This is a genomic window from Rahnella aceris (genome assembly GCF_011684115.1).
GTDB classification, from domain to species: Bacteria; Pseudomonadota; Gammaproteobacteria; order Enterobacterales; family Enterobacteriaceae; genus Rahnella; species Rahnella aceris.
The window spans coordinates 362904-380284 of record NZ_JAADJV010000003.1 but is presented as its reverse complement, the minus strand read 5'-3'; the positions used below and the strand labels follow the sequence as shown (position 1 = coordinate 380284).

General features: G+C 48.7%; 29 protein-coding genes. 21 read left to right on the top strand and 8 right to left on the bottom strand.

The features are described from left to right. Positions 1-119: 119 nt before the first annotated feature. The gene (locus GW591_RS17270) at positions 120-416 is read right to left on the bottom strand and encodes a DUF4406 domain-containing protein (RefSeq protein ID WP_013577812.1); all 297 of its coding nucleotides are present in this window, start codon (positions 414-416) and stop codon (positions 120-122) included. A 1-nt stretch (position 417) separates the two neighbouring features. Then, positions 418-909, bottom strand: a complete 492-nt coding sequence (locus GW591_RS17265; protein ID WP_013577811.1) for a hypothetical protein — start codon at positions 907-909, stop codon at positions 418-420. Positions 910-1887: 978 nt separating this feature from the next. Between GW591_RS17265 and GW591_RS17260 the strand changes: the two genes are divergently transcribed. Beyond that, complete coding sequence (locus tag GW591_RS17260) at positions 1888-2124, top strand: hypothetical protein (RefSeq protein ID WP_132964301.1); 237 nt, start codon at positions 1888-1890, stop codon at positions 2122-2124. Here GW591_RS17260 and GW591_RS17255 read toward each other — a convergent pair. Next, entirely contained in the window at positions 2102-2260 is a 159-nt protein-coding gene (locus GW591_RS17255) for a hypothetical protein (RefSeq protein ID WP_162906098.1), read from the bottom strand. The genes GW591_RS17260 and GW591_RS17255 overlap by 23 nt on opposite strands. Before the next feature lie 231 nt (positions 2261-2491). Beyond that, entirely contained in the window at positions 2492-3136 is a 645-nt protein-coding gene (locus GW591_RS17250) for a LexA family protein (RefSeq protein ID WP_112198718.1), read from the bottom strand. Between the two features lie 97 nt (positions 3137-3233). Between GW591_RS17250 and GW591_RS17245 the strand changes: the two genes are divergently transcribed. The 11 genes from GW591_RS17245 (at position 3234) to GW591_RS17195 (ending at position 9443) form a co-directional block, all read left to right on the top strand. Further along, complete coding sequence (locus tag GW591_RS17245) at positions 3234-3449, top strand: Cro/CI family transcriptional regulator (protein ID WP_112198719.1); 216 nt, start codon at positions 3234-3236, stop codon at positions 3447-3449. 19 nt (positions 3450-3468) lie between these two features. Next, entirely contained in the window at positions 3469-3975 is a 507-nt protein-coding gene (locus tag GW591_RS17240) for a YmfL family putative regulatory protein (RefSeq protein WP_166861124.1), read from the top strand. A gap of 183 nt (positions 3976-4158) precedes the next feature. After that, the gene (locus GW591_RS17235; RefSeq protein ID WP_071882959.1) at positions 4159-4335 is read left to right on the top strand and encodes a DUF4222 domain-containing protein; all 177 of its coding nucleotides are present in this window, start codon (positions 4159-4161) and stop codon (positions 4333-4335) included. Further along, entirely contained in the window at positions 4332-5339 is a 1008-nt protein-coding gene (locus GW591_RS17230; RefSeq protein WP_166861122.1) for a conserved phage C-terminal domain-containing protein, read from the top strand. Before GW591_RS17235 ends, GW591_RS17230 begins: the two co-directional genes overlap by 4 nt. After that, positions 5336-6061 carry an MT-A70 family methyltransferase gene (locus tag GW591_RS17225; protein WP_166861120.1) on the top strand — a complete coding sequence of 242 codons (726 nt, stop codon included), beginning with the start codon at positions 5336-5338 and terminating at the stop codon, positions 6059-6061. Before GW591_RS17230 ends, GW591_RS17225 begins: the two co-directional genes overlap by 4 nt. Then, the gene (locus tag GW591_RS17220) at positions 6058-6213 is read left to right on the top strand and encodes a hypothetical protein (protein WP_166861118.1); all 156 of its coding nucleotides are present in this window, start codon (positions 6058-6060) and stop codon (positions 6211-6213) included. The genes GW591_RS17225 and GW591_RS17220 overlap by 4 nt, the downstream gene beginning before the upstream one ends. Further along, on the top strand, positions 6213-6968 hold the full coding sequence (locus GW591_RS17215) for a hypothetical protein (RefSeq protein ID WP_166861116.1): 756 nt from the start codon (positions 6213-6215) through the stop codon (positions 6966-6968). Before GW591_RS17220 ends, GW591_RS17215 begins: the two co-directional genes overlap by 1 nt. Before the next feature lie 5 nt (positions 6969-6973). Continuing rightward, complete coding sequence (locus GW591_RS17210) at positions 6974-7348, top strand: RusA family crossover junction endodeoxyribonuclease (RefSeq protein ID WP_166861114.1); 375 nt, start codon at positions 6974-6976, stop codon at positions 7346-7348. A 14-nt stretch (positions 7349-7362) separates the two neighbouring features. After that, positions 7363-8058, top strand: a complete 696-nt coding sequence (locus GW591_RS17205; protein ID WP_166861111.1) for a phage antirepressor KilAC domain-containing protein — start codon at positions 7363-7365, stop codon at positions 8056-8058. Then, positions 8055-9068, top strand: coding sequence for a DUF968 domain-containing protein (locus tag GW591_RS17200; RefSeq protein ID WP_166861109.1), 1014 nt, complete (start codon positions 8055-8057; stop codon positions 9066-9068). The genes GW591_RS17205 and GW591_RS17200 overlap by 4 nt, the downstream gene beginning before the upstream one ends. Before the next feature lie 15 nt (positions 9069-9083). Next, positions 9084-9443 (top strand): antiterminator Q family protein, encoded by a 360-nt coding sequence (locus GW591_RS17195; RefSeq protein ID WP_166861207.1) that lies wholly within the window; start codon positions 9084-9086, stop codon positions 9441-9443. A gap of 37 nt (positions 9444-9480) precedes the next feature. Here the strand turns inward: GW591_RS17195 and GW591_RS17190 are convergent, their stop codons facing one another. Then, a complete protein-coding gene (locus tag GW591_RS17190) occupies positions 9481-10260 on the bottom strand; it encodes a hypothetical protein (protein ID WP_166861107.1) in 780 nt (259 codons plus the stop codon). 323 nt (positions 10261-10583) lie between these two features. Further along, positions 10584-10793, bottom strand: a complete 210-nt coding sequence (locus GW591_RS24305; RefSeq protein WP_449649249.1) for an ECs_2282 family putative zinc-binding protein — start codon at positions 10791-10793, stop codon at positions 10584-10586. Between the two features lie 204 nt (positions 10794-10997). Between GW591_RS24305 and GW591_RS17185 the strand changes: the two genes are divergently transcribed. After that, positions 10998-11249, top strand: coding sequence for a hypothetical protein (locus GW591_RS17185; RefSeq protein WP_166861105.1), 252 nt, complete (start codon positions 10998-11000; stop codon positions 11247-11249). A gap of 181 nt (positions 11250-11430) precedes the next feature. On the opposite strand, the gene GW591_RS17180 is transcribed toward GW591_RS17185, so the two are convergent. Next, positions 11431-11772: a hypothetical protein gene (locus GW591_RS17180; protein WP_166861103.1), complete on the bottom strand. Its 342-nt coding sequence runs from the start codon at positions 11770-11772 to the stop codon at positions 11431-11433. 504 nt (positions 11773-12276) lie between these two features. Between GW591_RS17180 and GW591_RS17175 the strand changes: the two genes are divergently transcribed. The 3 genes from GW591_RS17175 to GW591_RS17165 are packed head-to-tail and all read left to right on the top strand — an operon-like array spanning position 12277 to position 13518. Further along, positions 12277-12483, top strand: a complete 207-nt coding sequence (locus GW591_RS17175) for a class II holin family protein (protein WP_041689160.1) — start codon at positions 12277-12279, stop codon at positions 12481-12483. Then, positions 12483-13022, top strand: a complete 540-nt coding sequence (locus GW591_RS17170) for a lysozyme (protein WP_166861203.1) — start codon at positions 12483-12485, stop codon at positions 13020-13022. The genes GW591_RS17175 and GW591_RS17170 overlap by 1 nt, the downstream gene beginning before the upstream one ends. After that, the gene (locus GW591_RS17165; protein ID WP_013577790.1) at positions 13015-13518 is read left to right on the top strand and encodes a lysis protein; all 504 of its coding nucleotides are present in this window, start codon (positions 13015-13017) and stop codon (positions 13516-13518) included. Before GW591_RS17170 ends, GW591_RS17165 begins: the two co-directional genes overlap by 8 nt. Here the strand turns inward: GW591_RS17165 and GW591_RS17160 are convergent. Next, complete coding sequence (locus GW591_RS17160) at positions 13515-13808, bottom strand: hypothetical protein (protein ID WP_166861101.1); 294 nt, start codon at positions 13806-13808, stop codon at positions 13515-13517. The genes GW591_RS17165 and GW591_RS17160 overlap by 4 nt on opposite strands. 310 nt (positions 13809-14118) lie before the next feature. Between GW591_RS17160 and GW591_RS17155 the strand changes: the two genes are divergently transcribed. From GW591_RS17155 to GW591_RS17135, 5 genes are all read left to right on the top strand, one after another. After that, positions 14119-14364, top strand: a complete 246-nt coding sequence (locus GW591_RS17155; RefSeq protein ID WP_166861099.1) for a hypothetical protein — start codon at positions 14119-14121, stop codon at positions 14362-14364. A gap of 157 nt (positions 14365-14521) precedes the next feature. Next, positions 14522-14740 (top strand): hypothetical protein, encoded by a 219-nt coding sequence (locus GW591_RS17150; RefSeq protein WP_166861097.1) that lies wholly within the window; start codon positions 14522-14524, stop codon positions 14738-14740. Positions 14741-14809: 69 nt separating this feature from the next. Next, positions 14810-16264, top strand: coding sequence for a glycosyltransferase family 2 protein (locus GW591_RS17145; protein WP_166861095.1), 1455 nt, complete (start codon positions 14810-14812; stop codon positions 16262-16264). Beyond that, entirely contained in the window at positions 16246-16857 is a 612-nt protein-coding gene (locus GW591_RS17140) for a hypothetical protein (protein WP_166861093.1), read from the top strand. Before GW591_RS17145 ends, GW591_RS17140 begins: the two co-directional genes overlap by 19 nt. Next, complete coding sequence (locus GW591_RS17135; RefSeq protein ID WP_166861091.1) at positions 16857-17204, top strand: HNH endonuclease signature motif containing protein; 348 nt, start codon at positions 16857-16859, stop codon at positions 17202-17204. The genes GW591_RS17140 and GW591_RS17135 overlap by 1 nt, the downstream gene beginning before the upstream one ends. Positions 17205-17381: the final 177 nt, after the last annotated feature.

Here is a 17381-nt window from a genome sequence, read left to right as displayed (position 1 = left end):
CTCGCCACCAGAGCATTTTCATACCTGGCGGCACTGCTGGCGCAAACTCAACCGGAACAAACCACAGATTCAGCATTCTTTTCACGCAAAACCGCCTGACGAAATGTGAACGGGTTGTCTCAGCCATGGCTTCTTTCCCTCTGTTCGATTACTTCCAAACCCAACTTTAAGGCCAGCGCATGTTCAGCTCTGGCGCCTGCGCTGAACTGCCAACCGGTAAGCAGGTAAATCGCTTCGGCGCGTTGCAGCATCGTCAGGCCGATAGCCATGTAATCAGCTTTTGTTAGGCCATCAGGCATGATTGCCGGATTCAGTGGCACATGCTTTTCAAATGACAGGTTTATAGCTGCCCGTTTGAAAGCAGGGCGGTTGAAATGTGGCAGGCCTGTCATTGGCCCGGCGATATAAACTTTCATTTCAGCCCACCCTCGTAGCCGTGCGCAGTACCTGATAAATCTGGTGTGCGATAGTGCGTTCATTACCCACAGGGCAGGCTTTGAAATATTCATAAGCGGCGGTGATCGCCACCTGGTGCTTTTCCAAAAAGTCGGTTTTAAGGCGCGCAATTTCGGCTTGTTCTTCAGTATTGCGGCGGAACCAAACGCTATAAGGGCCGTCCTCGGTATCGTGAATTGAGGCAAGGAACCAGCCTTCACCGATTGGCGGAGTAGGGTTCCACGCAGAAACATCAGCTTCGCCTACTTCATAGGCGGCCTGAATATCGTCAGCTGCTGGATCGGCATCAAGTGACAGGGTATAAACCTCGACACCCTGAGCTTTTGCCCACGCTTCAAATTCGCCGGGCGCTGGGTATTCGTTACCGTTGGCCGGTTCGAAGAAATCAGGGTGAGTCCAATATCCCAAGTTATCGGCATTGCGTTCTGGTGTGACCGGTTGAATAAGTTTCATGGCTGCATTCCTAAGTAAGTGATTTCCAGATTTCGGCGTGAGCGAATCCCTTGCCAGCATTGGCAATTAAATTTCAGTAATAACGATTCACTAAATGCCCCAGTGGACCAGGGCATTTAAGGCCGCGCTATCAGACTTTGAATTCGCCGATACCGCGGCGCACACCGCGAGAAATTACTCACACACATAGACAAGGGCGGCCGGTAATGCACAGGGCGTGCTGGGTGGGTGCCAGCGGCCCTTGTCTATGCCTGCGAAAAAATTGGCGGTGGTCATGATCAGAACATTATCTTCGCTCCCCCTGATGTTGGATGGTTGAAGAGTCATGCCACCGCCGAAAGACAGCTACACACAGCAATTATCGAGGTTCCACGTCGATCTGAATGGGCGGCGGGAGTCGAACCCGCAATCGGGTAGGGAACCCGACCATCACCTGATGCTGGCCACAACGGAGAGAGCACTATCGGGACTGTAGGATGTTGAAAGCTTTGCCAGCTTGCTCACCGTCAGTGCTCTTTACGTTATGCACTCATTCAAGAATCTAAACGTCTGCTATACTTATCATTGGAATAAGAAAATTCTTAATAATCTGATTAAGATCATCACTTATCCGTGAGTTAAAAATGCCCGATATAAAACTTATCTGCGAAAAATGTAATTCTGAGAGATTCAATGTCACTTCTGACGTCGTATTCTCTGAGACTATCTCCTCCATCGTATGTGCAGTGTGTAAGCATCCAGTTAACGTTCATGAAGTTGTAACCTTCCGCGAAATTCCATATCTGACGCTAGTCCCTGACTTACAGATCCACTAATCCCTAAACATCGGCAAGAACACTTTTCAACTGTGGTCATGAGTGACTTCGGTTGATGAGCTCCTCAACCCCAGTGTTCTTGCCGTTGTATGCCTGGTCACTTCTCCACCTCAGGCGGCGGTGTTATCTTGGTAGTTCTCACACAGCCAAGAAGGAAATGAAGGTGGAAAACGCTTCGACTAATTTAGTCACTTTAGCCCGTAGGATTGAAGCTCTTGAGAACGCATTCACGGTAGCGCTTCATTCCGTTTCAACCGCCTTACCCACAGTAAAAAGCGACGTCATTGAAAATCTAAATCGTCATGCTCAAGCTTATAAAGGTAAGGATCCTGCCGTTGCCTCGGCAACCAAGTTGCTTATTAACCGAATTGAAGCTTTCAATCCGAAGATAAGAGATTAATTTTGGTAATCTCGCCGCCTTCCAAAAAGGCGGCCACTTGGTGTGCATGCTTTTGCAATATTTCAGAAACAGTTTCTTCAATTAACTCTTCATTCGAAGATCCCAAACCAATAATTTTCGGTTCTTGCTTATCCATCCTGATACCTCATTAAGCTGCTGCGTTCTTGCCGTCGTGCTGCTGATACCTGAGAGAATCATTCGATGCTTCTTTGCCACCTGCAACTACTGCGTGGGCATCCACGTTGATCACTGCTGATGGTGTAAATCTAAAATAATTTAGTTTTTAATGCAACGGTTAAAACTAAAAATATTTAGATTTTTAACTGGAAGGTGTTTTGAATGAAGTAGGGCTAGTAGGAAGGGGGGATCAACGCCGTCTGAATTTTCGGTGCTCTACCATTACGCCAATTATTGATATGGGTTCTTGGTCAGAATGTTTTGTTGGGAAATCTTGATTTAGAGGCACAAGGGAAAAAATCTCATTACCCCCAGCATCTCTGCCACGTGCTCTGTATTTTTTGAATGTTGCTTCATGTTCACCATTCTTCGCTACAACGTAATCACCAGGCAGCGGACCTATGTCCGGATCAACGATAATTAGATCACCTTCAGTAAACTCTGGCTCCATTGACTTTCCTTTGATTTTTAAGGCAAAAGAACGGGGTGATAGTCCTATGTCAGTTAGGATGTAGTCAATATTACCTTCAAGGTTGCTTGCGTCCGACGCGGATGTCCAGATACCAGCCTGAACGTAACTGATAATGGGGATCTGGCGTGTCCCAAATGATGCGGGAATGATGTTAGAAATTTCTTCTTTACCGTAAAGAATGAAAGCCTCAGAAACACCGAAAAAAGCCGCCAAATTACTCAAAGACTTCCCACCCGGTTCATTCAGGTCACGTTCCCAGTAGCCAATAGTCACATCACTAACACCTAACGCCTTTGCGACCTGAGCTTGAGTCAGTTTCCTGTCTTTACGAAGGTTTTTTATCCGCTGCCCTTGGGTAAGCATTTTCCATCCTCTTAATGAACCTAAGTTATTTTAGTTTTTATTGATCAAAATAAAATTAAATAATACTATCTAAATTAATTTAGAAATCGGAGGTGTTATGACGACGAGTGACCTTGAAAAATATTTTGGCGAACCCGGTAAAGTCGCTGAGTTTTTTGGGATATCCCCTGAAGCATTTTATTTGTGGAGAAAGCGCCCTGGCCAACTGATCCCAAAAGGCCGAGCTGCCGAGGCTGCATATAGAACCAAAGGTGAACTGAAATACGACCCAACACTTTACAAAAAGGCTATCACCAGTGGCGAACAACCATAACTACCAAAGGGAAAACAACATGGTAGACCTGAAATCAGTAGTTAAAACGATGTGCAAAGCCTATCCCGGCGGTCGGTCTGCTATGGCTGGCGCTCTGGGCATGACTGAAACGCAGTTCAACAACAATTTGTACGAAAAGAACGGCTGCCGGTTCTTCGAAATTGCCGAGCTGGAAGCGATGGAAGACATCAGCGGCACCAATCACCTGGCGGATTACTTCGCCCAGCGGCGTGGTGGCTTTTTCGTTGAAATCCCAAATCGCGATGAGCTGGACCACGTTGATCTGTTTATTAAGGGCGTAAAGGTGGCTGCAAAGAGCGGGAAGGTGGATCAGCAAATCAACACGTCTATTGCAGATGACGGCGTGATTGATCAGAACGAGAAGGCCGAGATTATGGCGTTGCATTTCAAGCACTTATCTGCGCGCGATGAGTATGTGAAGTCAGTTGTGGCTTTGCATGAAAGGGTTGACGCCTCAGGAGTGCAGTCCCGAGGCGTCGGCGCATTAAAAACGTGTGTGGAGTAATTAACGCATGAACAGTTTACTCATAAAAGCTGGCGTCCCGCAAATGCGCTGCAAAGCGACTGGCGGCAACAAACAAGCTTTGTCGTACGAAGTGATGGTATCGGGCCACTGGGTACCGTGCAACTACCAGATCGTCCGGTGGTGGGTAGGTTACGTCAGGGTGAAAAGCCGGAAGGTGACTGCATGTCTGAAGAAATCCAAACGCTGGACAGGCACTACAAAGATTGGCGGGGCGTTGTGGTACACGTCGTGGGCTTCGACAGAGCAGGGGATCGCGTCATCTTCATGCGTGCAGGTTACCCGCATGAATGCGCCCAGCCTACTGAACAATTCCGGCGAAAATTTAAGAGGGTCTTATGAGCGTTAAGTTATCCGCATACGTCTGGGATGGTTGCGCTGCTGCCGGTTTGAAAATATCGGCGGTGGCCATCATGGCGCGCCTCGCTGACTTCAGTTCTGACGAAGGCCTGTGCTGGCCGTCAATTACCACCATTGCCCGCCAGTTGGGTGCTGGTGAAAGCACTGTGCGCACTACGCTGGGCAAACTTGAGGCTGACGGCTGGATCACCAGCACTCAGCGCCGTAAGGGAAACCGCAACACGTCGAACATGTACCAGCTGAATATTGCGAAGCTTCGTGCTGCCGCTCAACCGTCAGATTCTGACGCATCAAAATCTGACACATCAAATTCTGACCGGTCAAAATCCGACGCATCAAAAACCAACACGAATACCGGTTTTCACCCGCCAGAATCTGGGGGGGATCCGTTAGTAAATTCAAAACAAGATCCATCAGATAATAAAACCTCTTGTCAGCCTGCTGCGCAGACCGACGCCGAAGTTGAAATTACTGATCAAGCCAAACAGGCACTGAAACACCTGAACCAAATCACCGGTTCACGCTATCAGCCCGCTAATAGCTCACTGGAAAACATGCGTGCCCGTCTCCGTGAAGGCCACACCCTGGAAGAACTGCAACTGGTTATCGAATACAAGCAGGTTCACTGGGGCGACTCTCCAAAAATGGCTGAATATCTGCGCCCGGCAACTCTGTTCCAGCCAGCCAAGTTTGAAGGCTACCTGCTCAGCGCGACCAAATGGGCGAAGAGTGGCCGTCCGGGCTGTGTGAACGGAAAGTGGACTTCTGGCAGTGACGTTGCAGTTGATACCGCAGAGCGAGACGCGGCATACCGCCGGTTCATCAGCGGCGTTGCGGCGAAGAAGGCACCGAGTACGCTGGAAAAAATGGTGTGCACAGAGGCCAGCAAAGCCAGCGTCCGCAGCATGCGCGCTGATTTCGCCATTACGACGTGGGCCAAGATTTGGAAAGACTGCGCCCAGCGCCAGCAGGGAGTGAAAGCATGAGCTATCAACTGATTTATGCAGATCCGGCCTGGCAGTATTCCAACAAAGTAAGCAATGGCGCAGCGGGTGACCATTACAGCACCATGCCAACCGAAGAAATGAAGCGCCTGCCGGTTTGGTCAATTGCTGATGAAAACGCGATTCTTGCGATGTGGTACACCGGAAACTTCGCCTCAGAAGCGGTTGAGCTGGCGCAGGCCTGGGGCTTCAAGGTCAAAACCATGAAAGCTTTTACTTGGGTCAAGCTCTACGAGCAGGCGCGCGGACGTATAGAAAGGGCGCTGGCAGATCAGACCATGCTCGATTTTGAAGATTTTCTTGATGCGCTTAGCACCGAAACGGTGATGAACGGCGGCAATTACACCCGTGGCAATAGCGAAGATGTTCTGATCGCCACACGCGGCGCCGGGCTTGAACGCCTCAGCGCCAGCGTTAAGCAGGTCGTTTACAGCTGCCGTGGCGAACATAGCGAAAAGCCTGCCGAAGTACGCTTCCGTCTTGAAGAGCTTTACGGTCAGGTTTCCCGCATCGAGCTTTTCAGTCGCGGTGAAGCTGCTGGCTGGCATCACTGGGGCAATGAAAGCCCGTTCAACGATATCGAGCTGGTACCAGCGACCTTTACCACGATCTCCCCGGCGCGTAACTCCCGAGTCAAGGTGCTGGCTGGTCATTACCTGGCTGTTCCTGCTGGCGCTGAAAACTTGAAGGAGGTGGCTGCGTGAGCGAATTCCAGAAAATCTGGCTGGCTGCTTATAACGGTTGGTTGACAGCCGTCTCCCCGGAAGGGGAGCTGCATCCCTCTGATTACACCGCGGCGCGGGAACATGCTGATGCTGTGCTGAACAGCCTGATCAAAGCAGGGGAGGTGAACTGATGATCCACTATCACGGCGGACCTATCACCCCGGATACCTGCGCGATGCGGGCCTGGTCAGGTGGCCATGCATTCATTTCTTTTGCCAATTCAAGTCAGCTCGGGCTGGCTTCCGAAATCTGCCAGTCATTCGCCTTAGACAATGGCGCGTTCTCTATCTGGAAGAAAGCAGGCAAAAACAAAATCGACTGGTCAGATTATTACGACTTCGTGGAGCGCTGGAAGAATCACCCTGGTCTCGATTTCGCCGTCATTCCTGACGTTATAGACGGCGGCGCGGCGGAGAATGATGCGCTGCTGGCTGAGTGGCCACACAGTAAATTTACCGGTTGCCCGGTTTGGCACATGAACGAAAGCGAAGAGCGTTTTATCCGGCTTTGCCATGAGTACCCGCGTGTAGCCATTGGCAGTTGTGGTGAGTATGACGTGAAATCACCGCTTAAAGCCGTGGCCCGTATGAAGGACATCATTCGTCACGTTGTTGATGCTCATAGCCGGCCAATTACCAAACTGCATGGTCTCCGCATGCTGAATAAGGACATCTTCACCAAACTGCCGCTGGCGTCAGCTGACAGCACCAACATTGCCCGCAATATCGGAATTGATAGTGCGTGGAAAGGGACGTATTCACCTCAGTCAAAGGAAACCCGCGCATATGTGTTGGCGGAGCGCATCGAATCCTTCAACAGCACCGGCACATTGGAATATTGCGAAATCCGGGACCGCTTCAACATGCAATTGCAGATGGAGGTCTGAAGCTTATGCGACTGATTTTGCCATTCCCGCCAAGCGTCAACGGTTACTGGCGCTCCACCCGAAAGGGCGTGCTAATCAGCGAGCGCGGGCGGATCTTCCGGTCAAATGCGCTGGCGGCGATTTATCAGCAGTTGCGCAGCCGTCCGACGGCGCTACTCACCGAACTGGATGTGCATCTGGTTCTATTCCCGCCGAGCAGGGCAAAACGCGATTTAGATAATTTCCAGAAGGCGCTGTTTGATGGCCTGACCCATGCGGGGATCTGGAAGGACGACAGCCAGGTCAAACGCATGACAGTTGAATGGGGAGAGGTAACGAAGGGTGGTAAGGCAGAAATAACGATTACTGATTTCAAAGCCGCCGGTGTGCAGCCGGTTTAACGTGTGGAGTGATTATGTCGAACAGTTTGCTGTCAGGAAAAGTGGTAACAATGTCGAGCCGTGAGATTGCTGGGCTGGTGAAGAGTAAGCACAGCGACGTGAAGCGCTCGGCTGACAGGCTTGCGGCTGGTGGAATTTTAAGCGCGCCGTTGGCGCACACCCCCTATATCCATGAGCAGAACGGTCAGGAATATGAGGAGTACTGGTTCAATAAGCGCGATTCTCTGGTGCTGGTCGCACAATTATCCCCTGAGTTCACTGCCGCTGTTATCGACCGGTGGCAGAAATTAGAAGAAGGCAGTCTGGTTCCGCAGTCATTGCCGGAAGCGTTGCGACTGGCTGCTGATCTGGCCGAAGAAAAGCAGGCGTTGGAATCACAGCTGGCGCTGGCGGCCCCGAAAGTGGAATTCGTTGATCAGTACGTTATGGCTAAGGGCTCTATGGGATTCCGCGCTGTCTGCAAATTGCTGCATGCGAAAGAACCGGAATTCCGAATGTTCCTGCTCGAGAAAGACATTGTTTACCGGTTGGAAGGCCAGTTGACGCCAAAGGCCAATCATTTAGAGGCAGGCCGGTTTCAGGTGAAAACTGGTACCAGCACGCAGAATCAGCACGCGTTTCGCCAGGCGCGATTCACGGCGAAGGGTGTTGAGTGGGTTGCCGGGCTGTGGGCTGGTTATCTGCAACAGAAACAGGAGGCCCACGCGTGAGAGCATTATTAAAACCGTATCCTCAGCGAGAACTGGGGATCGTGCAGTTCGCGCTGCCGGCTGACATGGTGAAGTTCTTCAGCAGTAAACGCCTGCTGATCACCAACGAGCCAGCCGAACTCCATAAACTGCCTGATGGTGTGGTACCGGCAGAAGCGCAGTCGCTTTCACGTGACCCGCGTCTGTCTGGTTTCCTGTCATCACCAGCGGTAATTGCCAGAGTGGGGGGAATGGACGCGCTGACGCTTTGGGTTAAACGCCACCGTGTGTGCCAGTGCCCGGACTACAACGGGGAATTTCATCACCATGAGCTGGTGCAGGTGCCCCGAGGTCGTGGCGTCGTCTGCCTGTGCTGGGCGCATGATAACGAGTTTCGGGAAAAAGAATCTCCAAAACTGGATGCTATCGCGCTGGCGAACGCCGCCGAGTTTGTGACAGAGGCAATCCGGTACCGGTATGGCCTTCCGGACGGGCGACACCTTACTTTGCCGGAGCTGTGCTGGTGGGCCGTGACGAAAGGGCTGGTTCATCTTCTTCCGCCGGAAATAATTTGCGAAGCGCTGGGTGTCAAATACAAACCGCCTGGTGGCCAGGGTAAAGAAGCGGACGTGAACCCGTGGGAGAGGCAACCCCGTGAAGAACTAGCGAACAACATCAAACCGGTGCTGGCGCTGGCCCTTGATCCGGAAACACCTGAATCATTCATGCTGCGACCGAAACGCCGCCGGTATGAAAACGCAAAATACACCCAATGGGTAAAGCGCCAGCCATGTTGCGGCTGTGGCAACGGGTCTGATGATCCGCACCACATTACCGGTAATGGATTTGGTGGAATGGCAACAAAAGCGCATGACATGTTCGTGATCCCGCTGTGCAGACGGTGTCACGACTCACTTCATGCGGATACCCAGGCTTGGGAATCAGAACACGGTACTCAGGAATTTCTGGTACTGAAGACATTAGACCGCGCGCTGGCAACTGGTGTTATCGCTACCAGCAAGCAAAAATAAAGTGTGGAGAGAATGATGCGTGATATTCAGGAAGTACTATCTCGATGGGGAGTTTGGGCAAGAGATAATAGCGGTGTCGATTTTTCCCCAATTGCTGCTGGGTTTAAGGGCCTATTGCCTCCTTCAGGCTCAGCGAAACTATCATGTTGCGACGACGATGGTTTGATTGTAGATGGTTGCGTTTTGCAACTTAAAATTCGCAGGCCGGAAGAGTATAAAATTCTTATACAATATTATGTGTTTAATAAATCGAAACGTTCTATAGCGAAAACTCAAAAAAAAGACGAAAGAATAATAAGAATTAGTATGCAGCTGGCTGAGGGGTTTATTGATGGCTGTTTGTCAATGTTAAGCGTAAAATTAGAAATTGAATAATGATGCTGCCCCTTATGAGAGTGAAAGGGGCATGCATTTATTTCCCATGCGTTATTGCAAGCATGTTGTCAGATGCGTTAATTATTAAACTATTTATTTTTGGGTGAAGTAGTCTGTCACCTTCATAGAAGTCAAAGAGAAATCTAATTTCATTTTCTTTTCTAAAGGATTCGGGCTTTAAAAACAATAATCCATCAAGCATGCTGCTTAAATCATGCTTGTACTTGTAAAAATAATTGTTGTTTATCAAGGTCCTTCTATCTCGGTAGCTAATTGATTGCACCTTAAACGCTAGCCTTAACTTATTAATATCATACGACTCTCGAAAGACCTGGCTACCTTTTTTTGTCAAATCTTCAATGCTTTTAAACAGAGATTTACTAATTTCACTTGCCATCAAGGGCGATAAATCAGCTCTGAAGTACCAATAGTCATTGTAATCCTTGAAAATACCTTCACAATCTTCGTGAGATTCAAGTTTGGATATGCAAAAGGCAAAGCGATTATTATTTTTGAAGGTAGCCACTGATTGGTATTTTTTTAAAAATAAACATTTTTCAAATAATGGACTTCTACAAGATATATGGAGCTCATCCATCACTACGTTCACTTCACTATTGTGACTGAAATTTAATGCATTAAATATATCAAATTCAATGTGTACTTCAGAAAGTGATATCTCTAAGCTAAAAGTACCTTCATAAAGATCTGCTATTTGAGCTTGTTCAGTTTCCCTATATTCCTCTAGAGTGCCAATCTTCAATGTTTTGCTTTTTTTAATATTAAATTCTTGATGGCAACTTTTCACAAAGAACATATTCAACCTCTTTTACGTTATGGAGTGAAAGTTAAAAAAAGCTTTTGCGGTCCGCATTTTATCATGTAATGTGTTAAGAGTGGTCACGTAGTCACAAAGCTTAGACAATCTCAGAACCTCGCTCCAGCGGGGTTTTGTCTTTTATAGGCATATGATACGTTTATGACGTTGCGGTGAATCTTACCTATGCGGTAGGGCTAATAAGCTAATCCCCTCGAAGTGAAGACAGCGAACCACGGTTAGCTTACCAACGGTTCACCGGGAGGCACCCGGCACTGCAACAGCCAAATTTGCCTTTCAGGCTGTGTGGATGAGAAAGCACACTACAACATGGATGTGATCAGTTTCTTCGGCTTTTTAAACTCACAAGTTTGCAATAGCTCGAGAAGTTCGCTTTTGGTAACTTCATGGCCGCAAGATGCGCAACTAAACTCAGCGAAGTTTGTTTCGACATTAAAGTTTTTTGGGTATATGAAAAATTCGCATCGGCAAGCTGAGCAGCTCAAATTCTCCAGAACTGTCTTAATATCCATAGGCTCATCCTATTTAAAACAAAGTATATTCAATAAATTGATGGAAAGTTCTCCTCTAGGAGACTTCTTGGTATACCTGTAAATTAAAATGTAAGTTTAGTTTTGCTTAAGTAAATTACAAGGGGGCCTAAAAGATAATCATCGCCATCGTTCGTTTGCTGGAAGCCTGCTATCTTATGTAAAACATCACATGAGACCATTGGCATGAAGCTACTGAATAACGAATTTGAATACAGAGAATGGATAGTAAAAGGCTACCTTCATTTGGATGAGGAGTTTCCTTCGGTTTTCGAACCTGACGAGCTTGAAAGAGAAATTCTGCGTCAGGCACCCAAAGAATTCCCTTGCCTTGCACAAATTGTAGAAGGGGAGGGTGGTTACTCCCTGCAGTCGGTTCAATTCATATATCGATCCCAGATAGAAGAGTGGGCAAAGCTGTTCGGCATTGTTAAATAGTCAAAATGAATATTCTAACTCATAGGCGTTTCAGTAGATGAGCACCTAGAAAAGCTTTGAGAGCCCTGCAAAAATGCGGGGCTTTTTCGTTTCTGCACATCAGGTAAGAGCATCGGCTTGGTAAGCTGGGACATTTCCGGCCAGTCAAAGGGGTTAATGCCCTTACCGAAAAGCTTTACCCTTATTCTTGGCTAGTATCAATAATCGCTGAGCCAGAATAAACAGGAGGAGTGCAGCCTTTCAGTTCGCCATACTCAACATTGCATTCAGAGTAACCACTACCTCTCTTGATGACTATTTCACCGTCATAATTTGATGAGCATGAGCCCACCTGTCCGCTATTAATCTCGCATAAAGAAACCTTTCCATCGCTTCTGAGTAGAGGGGCATTTTTCGTTGATGGATATGGCTGGCAATCGGAGAGATTGCCGACGTTGATACTGCACTGCAAGAGTTCCGCAAGTCCTGAAAAACTGGTGAACATGCCGGTGAGCATTAAGACAACGAAGATTTTATTTTTCATATACATGTCCTTATTGAGTAGTGCCGTCACTATAAAACACTTTCTAGAAGCTGCCGATTCGCAGCCTTTTTTATACTCTAAATTCAGTTGTGAGGACACTCACAGCGATAAAGGTTTATTAATGTCCGAGCAGGTATCACCACGGTCGCTGATTCCTGGGGCTGGATCACAATGTTGTATTTTATTGGTCTAAAAATGGTTAAATTCGCAAATATTGTTAAATGTCATCAGGATTAATCTGAGATGATGAATTCGCCCCTTCAAGAGCTAAGCCATTACGAGTGCCGGAGATAAGCGCCGGGTGGGGCAGGCACTACATCTTTAATTACAGAAGTTACTTGAACCCGCCAATGTGCGGGTTTTTGCGTTTTTGAGGCTGCCAATTTGGTGGCCTTTTCTCGTTTTGGCGGCCAGTCAATCAGCTAACCACTCATCCTTTCGCAAACGGACTGAGCCGCTAAACCCCTCACTACTACGCACCCAACCGGACAACCGGAGGGGGAGATTATGAGAATGGACAAATTGACTACAGGCATTGCGTACGGAGCCTCTGCCGGTAGCGTCCTGAACGGCCTGTTGAATGCATTTAGTCCGGATCAGTGGAACGCTATAGGTGTGCTGGCAGGTATAGCTGTTGCGCTCCTCACATACCTGACAAACCTTTATTTCAAAATTAAAGAAGACCGCCGCAAAGCACTCAGAGGTGAATGATGGCAACTCAGCCTGGTATCAAAAGCAAACTCAGCAAAGCTGTAATTGCTCTGATTATTTCTGGTGCCAGTGCTTCAGCAATCCTAGGCCAGTTTCTTGATGAAAAGGAAGGTAATCGCCTGACTGCTTATCAAGATGGCGTGGGGGTCTGGACTATTTGCCGCGGCGCAACCCGTGTTGATGGCCGTCTTGTTTACAAGGGAATGAAGCTCACAGCAGCGAAATGCGCCCAGGTAAATAAGCTGGAGTCAGATAAGGCGATTGCCTGGGTAAAGGGAAACGTCACCGTCCCGCTGACGCAGCCACAAATTGCCGGAATCGCTTCATTTTGCCCTTACAACATCGGTCCGGCGAAATGCTTTACTTCGACGTTCTACCGCAAACTTAATACTGGTGATAAACGCGGTGCCTGCTCGGAGATAAAACGCTGGGTGAGGGACGGTGGCAAGGATTGCAATATACGTGCGAATAATTGCTTCGGTCAGGTGCAACGACGTGATCAGGAAAGCGAACTGACGTGCTGGGGGTTGGATGAATAACAATTTATTGATTGTGCTGGCCTTCTTCGCTGGCGCTGCCCTTACCTGGTGGATTGAGGGAATACGCTGGGATGCTGACGTTTCCAAACTTAATGGAGCCCACACCGCAGAGCTGAAGAGACAAAGCGATCAGGCAGTGATTGACCTGACCAACCAGAAGAAGCGTACAGAAGCGGCACAGATTGCGTTGGCGGCGCTGGATGCGAAACACACGAAGGAAATGGCAGATGAGCAAACTAAGAATGAAAAGTTGCGCGCTGATGTCGCTGCTGGTACTCGCCGGGTGCGAATCGCCGCGGCAAACCTTGCTACCTGCAAACTCATCGGGAATGGCACTTCCGGCACCAGCAGCTTGGGCGATGCAGTACAAATCGACCTCACTCCTGCAGGTGGACAGACTGTTCTCGATCTCAGAGCAAGCATTATCAAAGACAACGAAGTAATAGAGTATCTTCAAGGCTACATCGAGTATTTAGCCAAACAAAGTACACCTTAATGGCCTAAGTTAACCCCATCAATATGAACTGAATGGGATGGATGTTGCGCCATTTTTACAGCCTCCCACTCGCTCAGGCTGTATGGCACCGCTTTCTGAATCGCGACAAAATGGCCCTTGTCATGGTTGGCTATATATCCGTCGATGACAGGCGTAAGCATGCAGTTTAAGGGGACTTCAAGGTTAGACTTAATCCATATCAAGAACTTTAAATCCCCCTCCGCCGTAACTTTTAATATTTGCAGGTTATCAGGCGTTAGAAAGATTCCATCCACAACTTTCCATTCCATCTTTTCTACTCTATTGGCATTGTCATCTAACAATAGAGCACAAAATGGTAATTTACGTTAAAAAATTAAAGATACTTGAGGTAGGTCCAAAGGCTGTTCTCAGTCTCAGAGAATCAACCAGCAGAGACGACGAAGTGATCCAATACCTTCAGGGCTATGCCGCTGAAGCCCAGAAGCGTTGCAAAATTTATTGAATAGAAATCAAGTGGATTCAATTGATTGAAAATGGTGACAAAGTTGTCAAAAAATCGTTGATTTACATGAGTATTTTTATGTGTTCTGATAGTTTTCACACCAGTAGGAGATAATGATGAAAACTTCAGAGTTAGCAACGTTTTTGGATTTAACTGACGAGCAATTAGAACAAATACCACTGGGGTTAGAAGACCTGAACGAGAATACAGGTAACTCTGGTGACACTATATATAACTACTATTTCGAAGTTCCTGAGTCGACTCCTTCAGAAATTTTAAATTCTAAAGGATGGGAAATTGGTGAAACAATCGAAGTGCCTCGAGATGTGGTTGAAGGTGATGACGAATACGAAGAAGACTGATTAACAATACTGTAAATAAGCTCAACACGAAAATTCGTTTTGTTCTTGAATCGACGAGACTTTACAGCAGGCATTAACTGAGTGCCTGTGATAATGGTTTATATTCGAATACCTTGAGAGCTATATTGTAATCTCGTTTAATTAAAAGGAGTTTACAATGTTAGAAGGTTATTTTAACGACACAAGCAAGAGCGTAGAAGAGGCCATAACTAAATCTCAACGTTTGCTAGCTGTACAAGCAGCACTTGAAATTGCAAAAGCTAGCGCTTCCTCCCCTACGAGTTCAACTGCAGCACACAAAATGAAATTTGATTTGGAGAATGCAGCAGATCAAATCAAAAACTTAGCAGATGCAATCCAAGAATCGCTTAAGTAAGAAATACAATCCCTATAACCGCCTTTTTAGGCGGTTTCTTTATATTTAATAACCAATCCAGGAGTAATTATGCAGGTCACTATCGATGGTGTCCCGTATGCGCCTGCGTGCAATTCTGGCGCTCGGATTGGAATCGCCATCACGACACACAACCGGCCTGCTGTTCTGGCAAAGACAATTGAACAGCATCTGAAATATCTACCGGCTGGCGCTAAATTAATCGTGATTGATGATGGTTCAGCGCCAGCAGCAACAGCCGCCGGTATCGAAATAATCCGGCATGAGAAATCGCTCGGGATCGTGGCTTCGAAGAACCGGAGCCTCGAGGCGCTGATCGATGCTGGCTGTGAGCACTTGTTCCTGTGGGACGATGATGCCTATCCGATCAGCGATAACTGGCATGTCCCATATATTGAATCGCCTGAGCCTCATCTGGCTTACCAATTCCTTGATCTCGCAGGCGCGAAGAAGCTGAACGATATGGCTGTGCTATATCGCGACGACCTGCATGTCGCTTACACCGGCCAGCGCGGCGTGATGCTTTATTACCACCGCAGCGCGATTGAAAAGGTAGGCGGCTTTGACCCGGTTTATGGGCGCGGTATGTATGAACATCCCGATTTGGCGCAGCGCATTCATAACGCTGGCCTGACGACGTGGGCAAATGCTGACGTGGCTGGTTCAAAAGCCCTCATTTATTCACTGGACGAACATGAAGCGGTTGAACGTTCTGTCGCTAGGTCTGACCGTGAGGCATTGGTTCGCAATAACGTAACCATCTTCAATGCCCGGCGTGATTCAGGTTATGCCGGTTATGCGGAATTCCGGCGCCAGCGTGATGTGGTGATCACTTCATTGCTGACCGGTCAGCCGGATCCTCAGCGCGGTGCCGTGATTAGGCCGGATGCATCTCTGCTCAGCACGTGGGCATCGTCAATCCGCGGCGCGGATGCTGTTGTGCTGGCTGACCAACTCAGCAATGCACCCGCGGGCGCGGCACTCGTTTCAGTTCCAGCTTTGCAAATGAGTCCTTACTTCGCTCGCTGGCTGCACCTCTACCAGTATCTCAGAGTTCACCCTGAATACCGCTTCGTGTGGTGTACCGACGGCACTGACGTTGAGATGTTGCACGAACCGTGGGAAGAGATGGAACCCGGCAAGATATATGTCGGATCAGAGCCTAAGACATACGCGGATCAGTGGATGCTGCAGAACCATCACGGCAAAGCTTACGCTGACTTCCTGAGCGAACACCGAAACAGCCCGCTGCTTAATGCTGGCCTGCTCGGTGGCTGTCGTGCGGATGTAATGGATTTTGCACACCAGATAGTCCGGCTTCATTACCTCAGCGAAAGCCACCGGTTCTGGGATAAGGGCAAGACTCCAGTGACTCAGTTTGATATGGGTGCCTTTGGCATCGTGGCGAAGTCATTCGGTGATCGAGTAGTAACTGGGCCCAAGGTCCACACCATTTTTAAATCTGACGGCATCGGTAAGGAGTTCGCATGGTATCGGCACAAGTGACCTTCTGCGTTGTAGGGCACCATAAGCGCCGAGACATGGCGACTCGCCTCGCTGACATGTTGTCCGCGCACCTGTTGATCGATGAAGAAGATCACGGCGCGAACTGGAATCACAGACGCGCTATTGAGTGGGCCAGACATCAGGACTGTCGCGTGGTAATACTTGAGGATGATGCTCTGCCATTACCGGACTTTACCCAAGGAGTGAATGAGTGGTTGGCCAAGTTTCCCGATAATCTCATCAGTTTCTATCTGGGTACTGGGCGTCCTCCGCAGTACCAGCAGCATATCGCAGCCAGCCTGATTGATGCCGATAGACGCCGAGCTGCCCACATCACGATGGACAGGCTAATACATGGAGTGTGCTACAGCCCGCCAGTTAGCGGACTAAGCCGCATCATGCAGAACTGGAACCGAACCAAGGCGGCTGACTATGCCGTCGGTGACGCGTTGGGAGGAAAGGTTATCTACCCCTGTTACTCGCTGGTAGATCATGCCGATGGCGAGACAGTTGAACGGCATCCCGACAACCAGCCAAGAAACGAACGCCGCCGAGCCTGGCGACTGACTTTATTTCCCGCTTGGAACAGCTGATGCAGAAGAAAGAACCTCGGGTATACGGCAGCAAGTGGAACAGAGCCCGCCTCGACTTCCTGAATGATAACCCGCTGTGTGTGATGTGTCAGGAGCAGGGGCGGACCGTGGCCGCCAGTGTGGTTGACCATATCGTTGCCCACAAACTTAAAGAGGCATTGCTCTCTGGCAATGTTGCCAGCATTAAGACAGCTCAGAAGCTGTTCTGGGACAGGAAGAACTGGCAACCGCTGTGCAAGGTGCATCACGACTCCACAAAGCAACGTATGGAGAAGAGCGGGCGCATCTCAGGCTGCGATGAGAACGGCCTGCCGATCGACCCGAACTCGCACTGGCACGCCGCCTGACGGCAGGCGATGGCAGAGACGGCAGAGGGGAGGGGAAATCTCTACCCCTCTCGCGCCAAATGACCGAGCTCCGTGCTTTGTACGCACAACCGCGAAATGAAAAGTTTTTTTCTGGGGCGTTTTTACCCCAAAAGCCAATAATTTCAACTGAAACCATTTTATTTGAAATTGATATTA

Coding starts and splice junctions, on each gene's coding strand:
- GW591_RS17270 (WP_013577812.1), bottom strand. CDS start 416: ATGAAAGTTTATATCGCCGGGCCAATGACAGGCCTGCCACATTTCAAC.
- GW591_RS17265 (WP_013577811.1), bottom strand. CDS start 909: ATGAAACTTATTCAACCGGTCACACCAGAACGCAATGCCGATAACTTG.
- GW591_RS17255 (WP_162906098.1), bottom strand. CDS start 2,260: ATGGATAAGCAAGAACCGAAAATTATTGGTTTGGGATCTTCGAATGAA.
- GW591_RS17250 (WP_112198718.1), bottom strand. CDS start 3,136: ATGCTTACCCAAGGGCAGCGGATAAAAAACCTTCGTAAAGACAGGAAA.
- GW591_RS17245 (WP_112198719.1), top strand. CDS start 3,234: ATGACGACGAGTGACCTTGAAAAATATTTTGGCGAACCCGGTAAAGTC.
- GW591_RS17240 (WP_166861124.1), top strand. CDS start 3,469: ATGGTAGACCTGAAATCAGTAGTTAAAACGATGTGCAAAGCCTATCCC.
- GW591_RS17235 (WP_071882959.1), top strand. CDS start 4,159: ATGTCTGAAGAAATCCAAACGCTGGACAGGCACTACAAAGATTGGCGG.
- GW591_RS17230 (WP_166861122.1), top strand. CDS start 4,332: ATGAGCGTTAAGTTATCCGCATACGTCTGGGATGGTTGCGCTGCTGCC.
- GW591_RS17225 (WP_166861120.1), top strand. CDS start 5,336: ATGAGCTATCAACTGATTTATGCAGATCCGGCCTGGCAGTATTCCAAC.
- GW591_RS17215 (WP_166861116.1), top strand. CDS start 6,213: ATGATCCACTATCACGGCGGACCTATCACCCCGGATACCTGCGCGATG.
- GW591_RS17210 (WP_166861114.1), top strand. CDS start 6,974: ATGCGACTGATTTTGCCATTCCCGCCAAGCGTCAACGGTTACTGGCGC.
- GW591_RS17205 (WP_166861111.1), top strand. CDS start 7,363: ATGTCGAACAGTTTGCTGTCAGGAAAAGTGGTAACAATGTCGAGCCGT.
- GW591_RS17195 (WP_166861207.1), top strand. CDS start 9,084: ATGCGTGATATTCAGGAAGTACTATCTCGATGGGGAGTTTGGGCAAGA.
- GW591_RS17190 (WP_166861107.1), bottom strand. CDS start 10,260: ATGTTCTTTGTGAAAAGTTGCCATCAAGAATTTAATATTAAAAAAAGC.
- GW591_RS24305 (WP_449649249.1), bottom strand. CDS start 10,793: ATGGATATTAAGACAGTTCTGGAGAATTTGAGCTGCTCAGCTTGCCGA.
- GW591_RS17185 (WP_166861105.1), top strand. CDS start 10,998: ATGAAGCTACTGAATAACGAATTTGAATACAGAGAATGGATAGTAAAA.
- GW591_RS17180 (WP_166861103.1), bottom strand. CDS start 11,772: ATGAAAAATAAAATCTTCGTTGTCTTAATGCTCACCGGCATGTTCACC.
- GW591_RS17170 (WP_166861203.1), top strand. CDS start 12,483: ATGGCAACTCAGCCTGGTATCAAAAGCAAACTCAGCAAAGCTGTAATT.
- GW591_RS17165 (WP_013577790.1), top strand. CDS start 13,015: ATGAATAACAATTTATTGATTGTGCTGGCCTTCTTCGCTGGCGCTGCC.
- GW591_RS17160 (WP_166861101.1), bottom strand. CDS start 13,808: ATGGAATGGAAAGTTGTGGATGGAATCTTTCTAACGCCTGATAACCTG.
- GW591_RS17155 (WP_166861099.1), top strand. CDS start 14,119: ATGAAAACTTCAGAGTTAGCAACGTTTTTGGATTTAACTGACGAGCAA.
- GW591_RS17150 (WP_166861097.1), top strand. CDS start 14,522: ATGTTAGAAGGTTATTTTAACGACACAAGCAAGAGCGTAGAAGAGGCC.
- GW591_RS17145 (WP_166861095.1), top strand. CDS start 14,810: ATGCAGGTCACTATCGATGGTGTCCCGTATGCGCCTGCGTGCAATTCT.
- GW591_RS17140 (WP_166861093.1), top strand. CDS start 16,246: ATGGTATCGGCACAAGTGACCTTCTGCGTTGTAGGGCACCATAAGCGC.
- GW591_RS17135 (WP_166861091.1), top strand. CDS start 16,857: ATGCAGAAGAAAGAACCTCGGGTATACGGCAGCAAGTGGAACAGAGCC.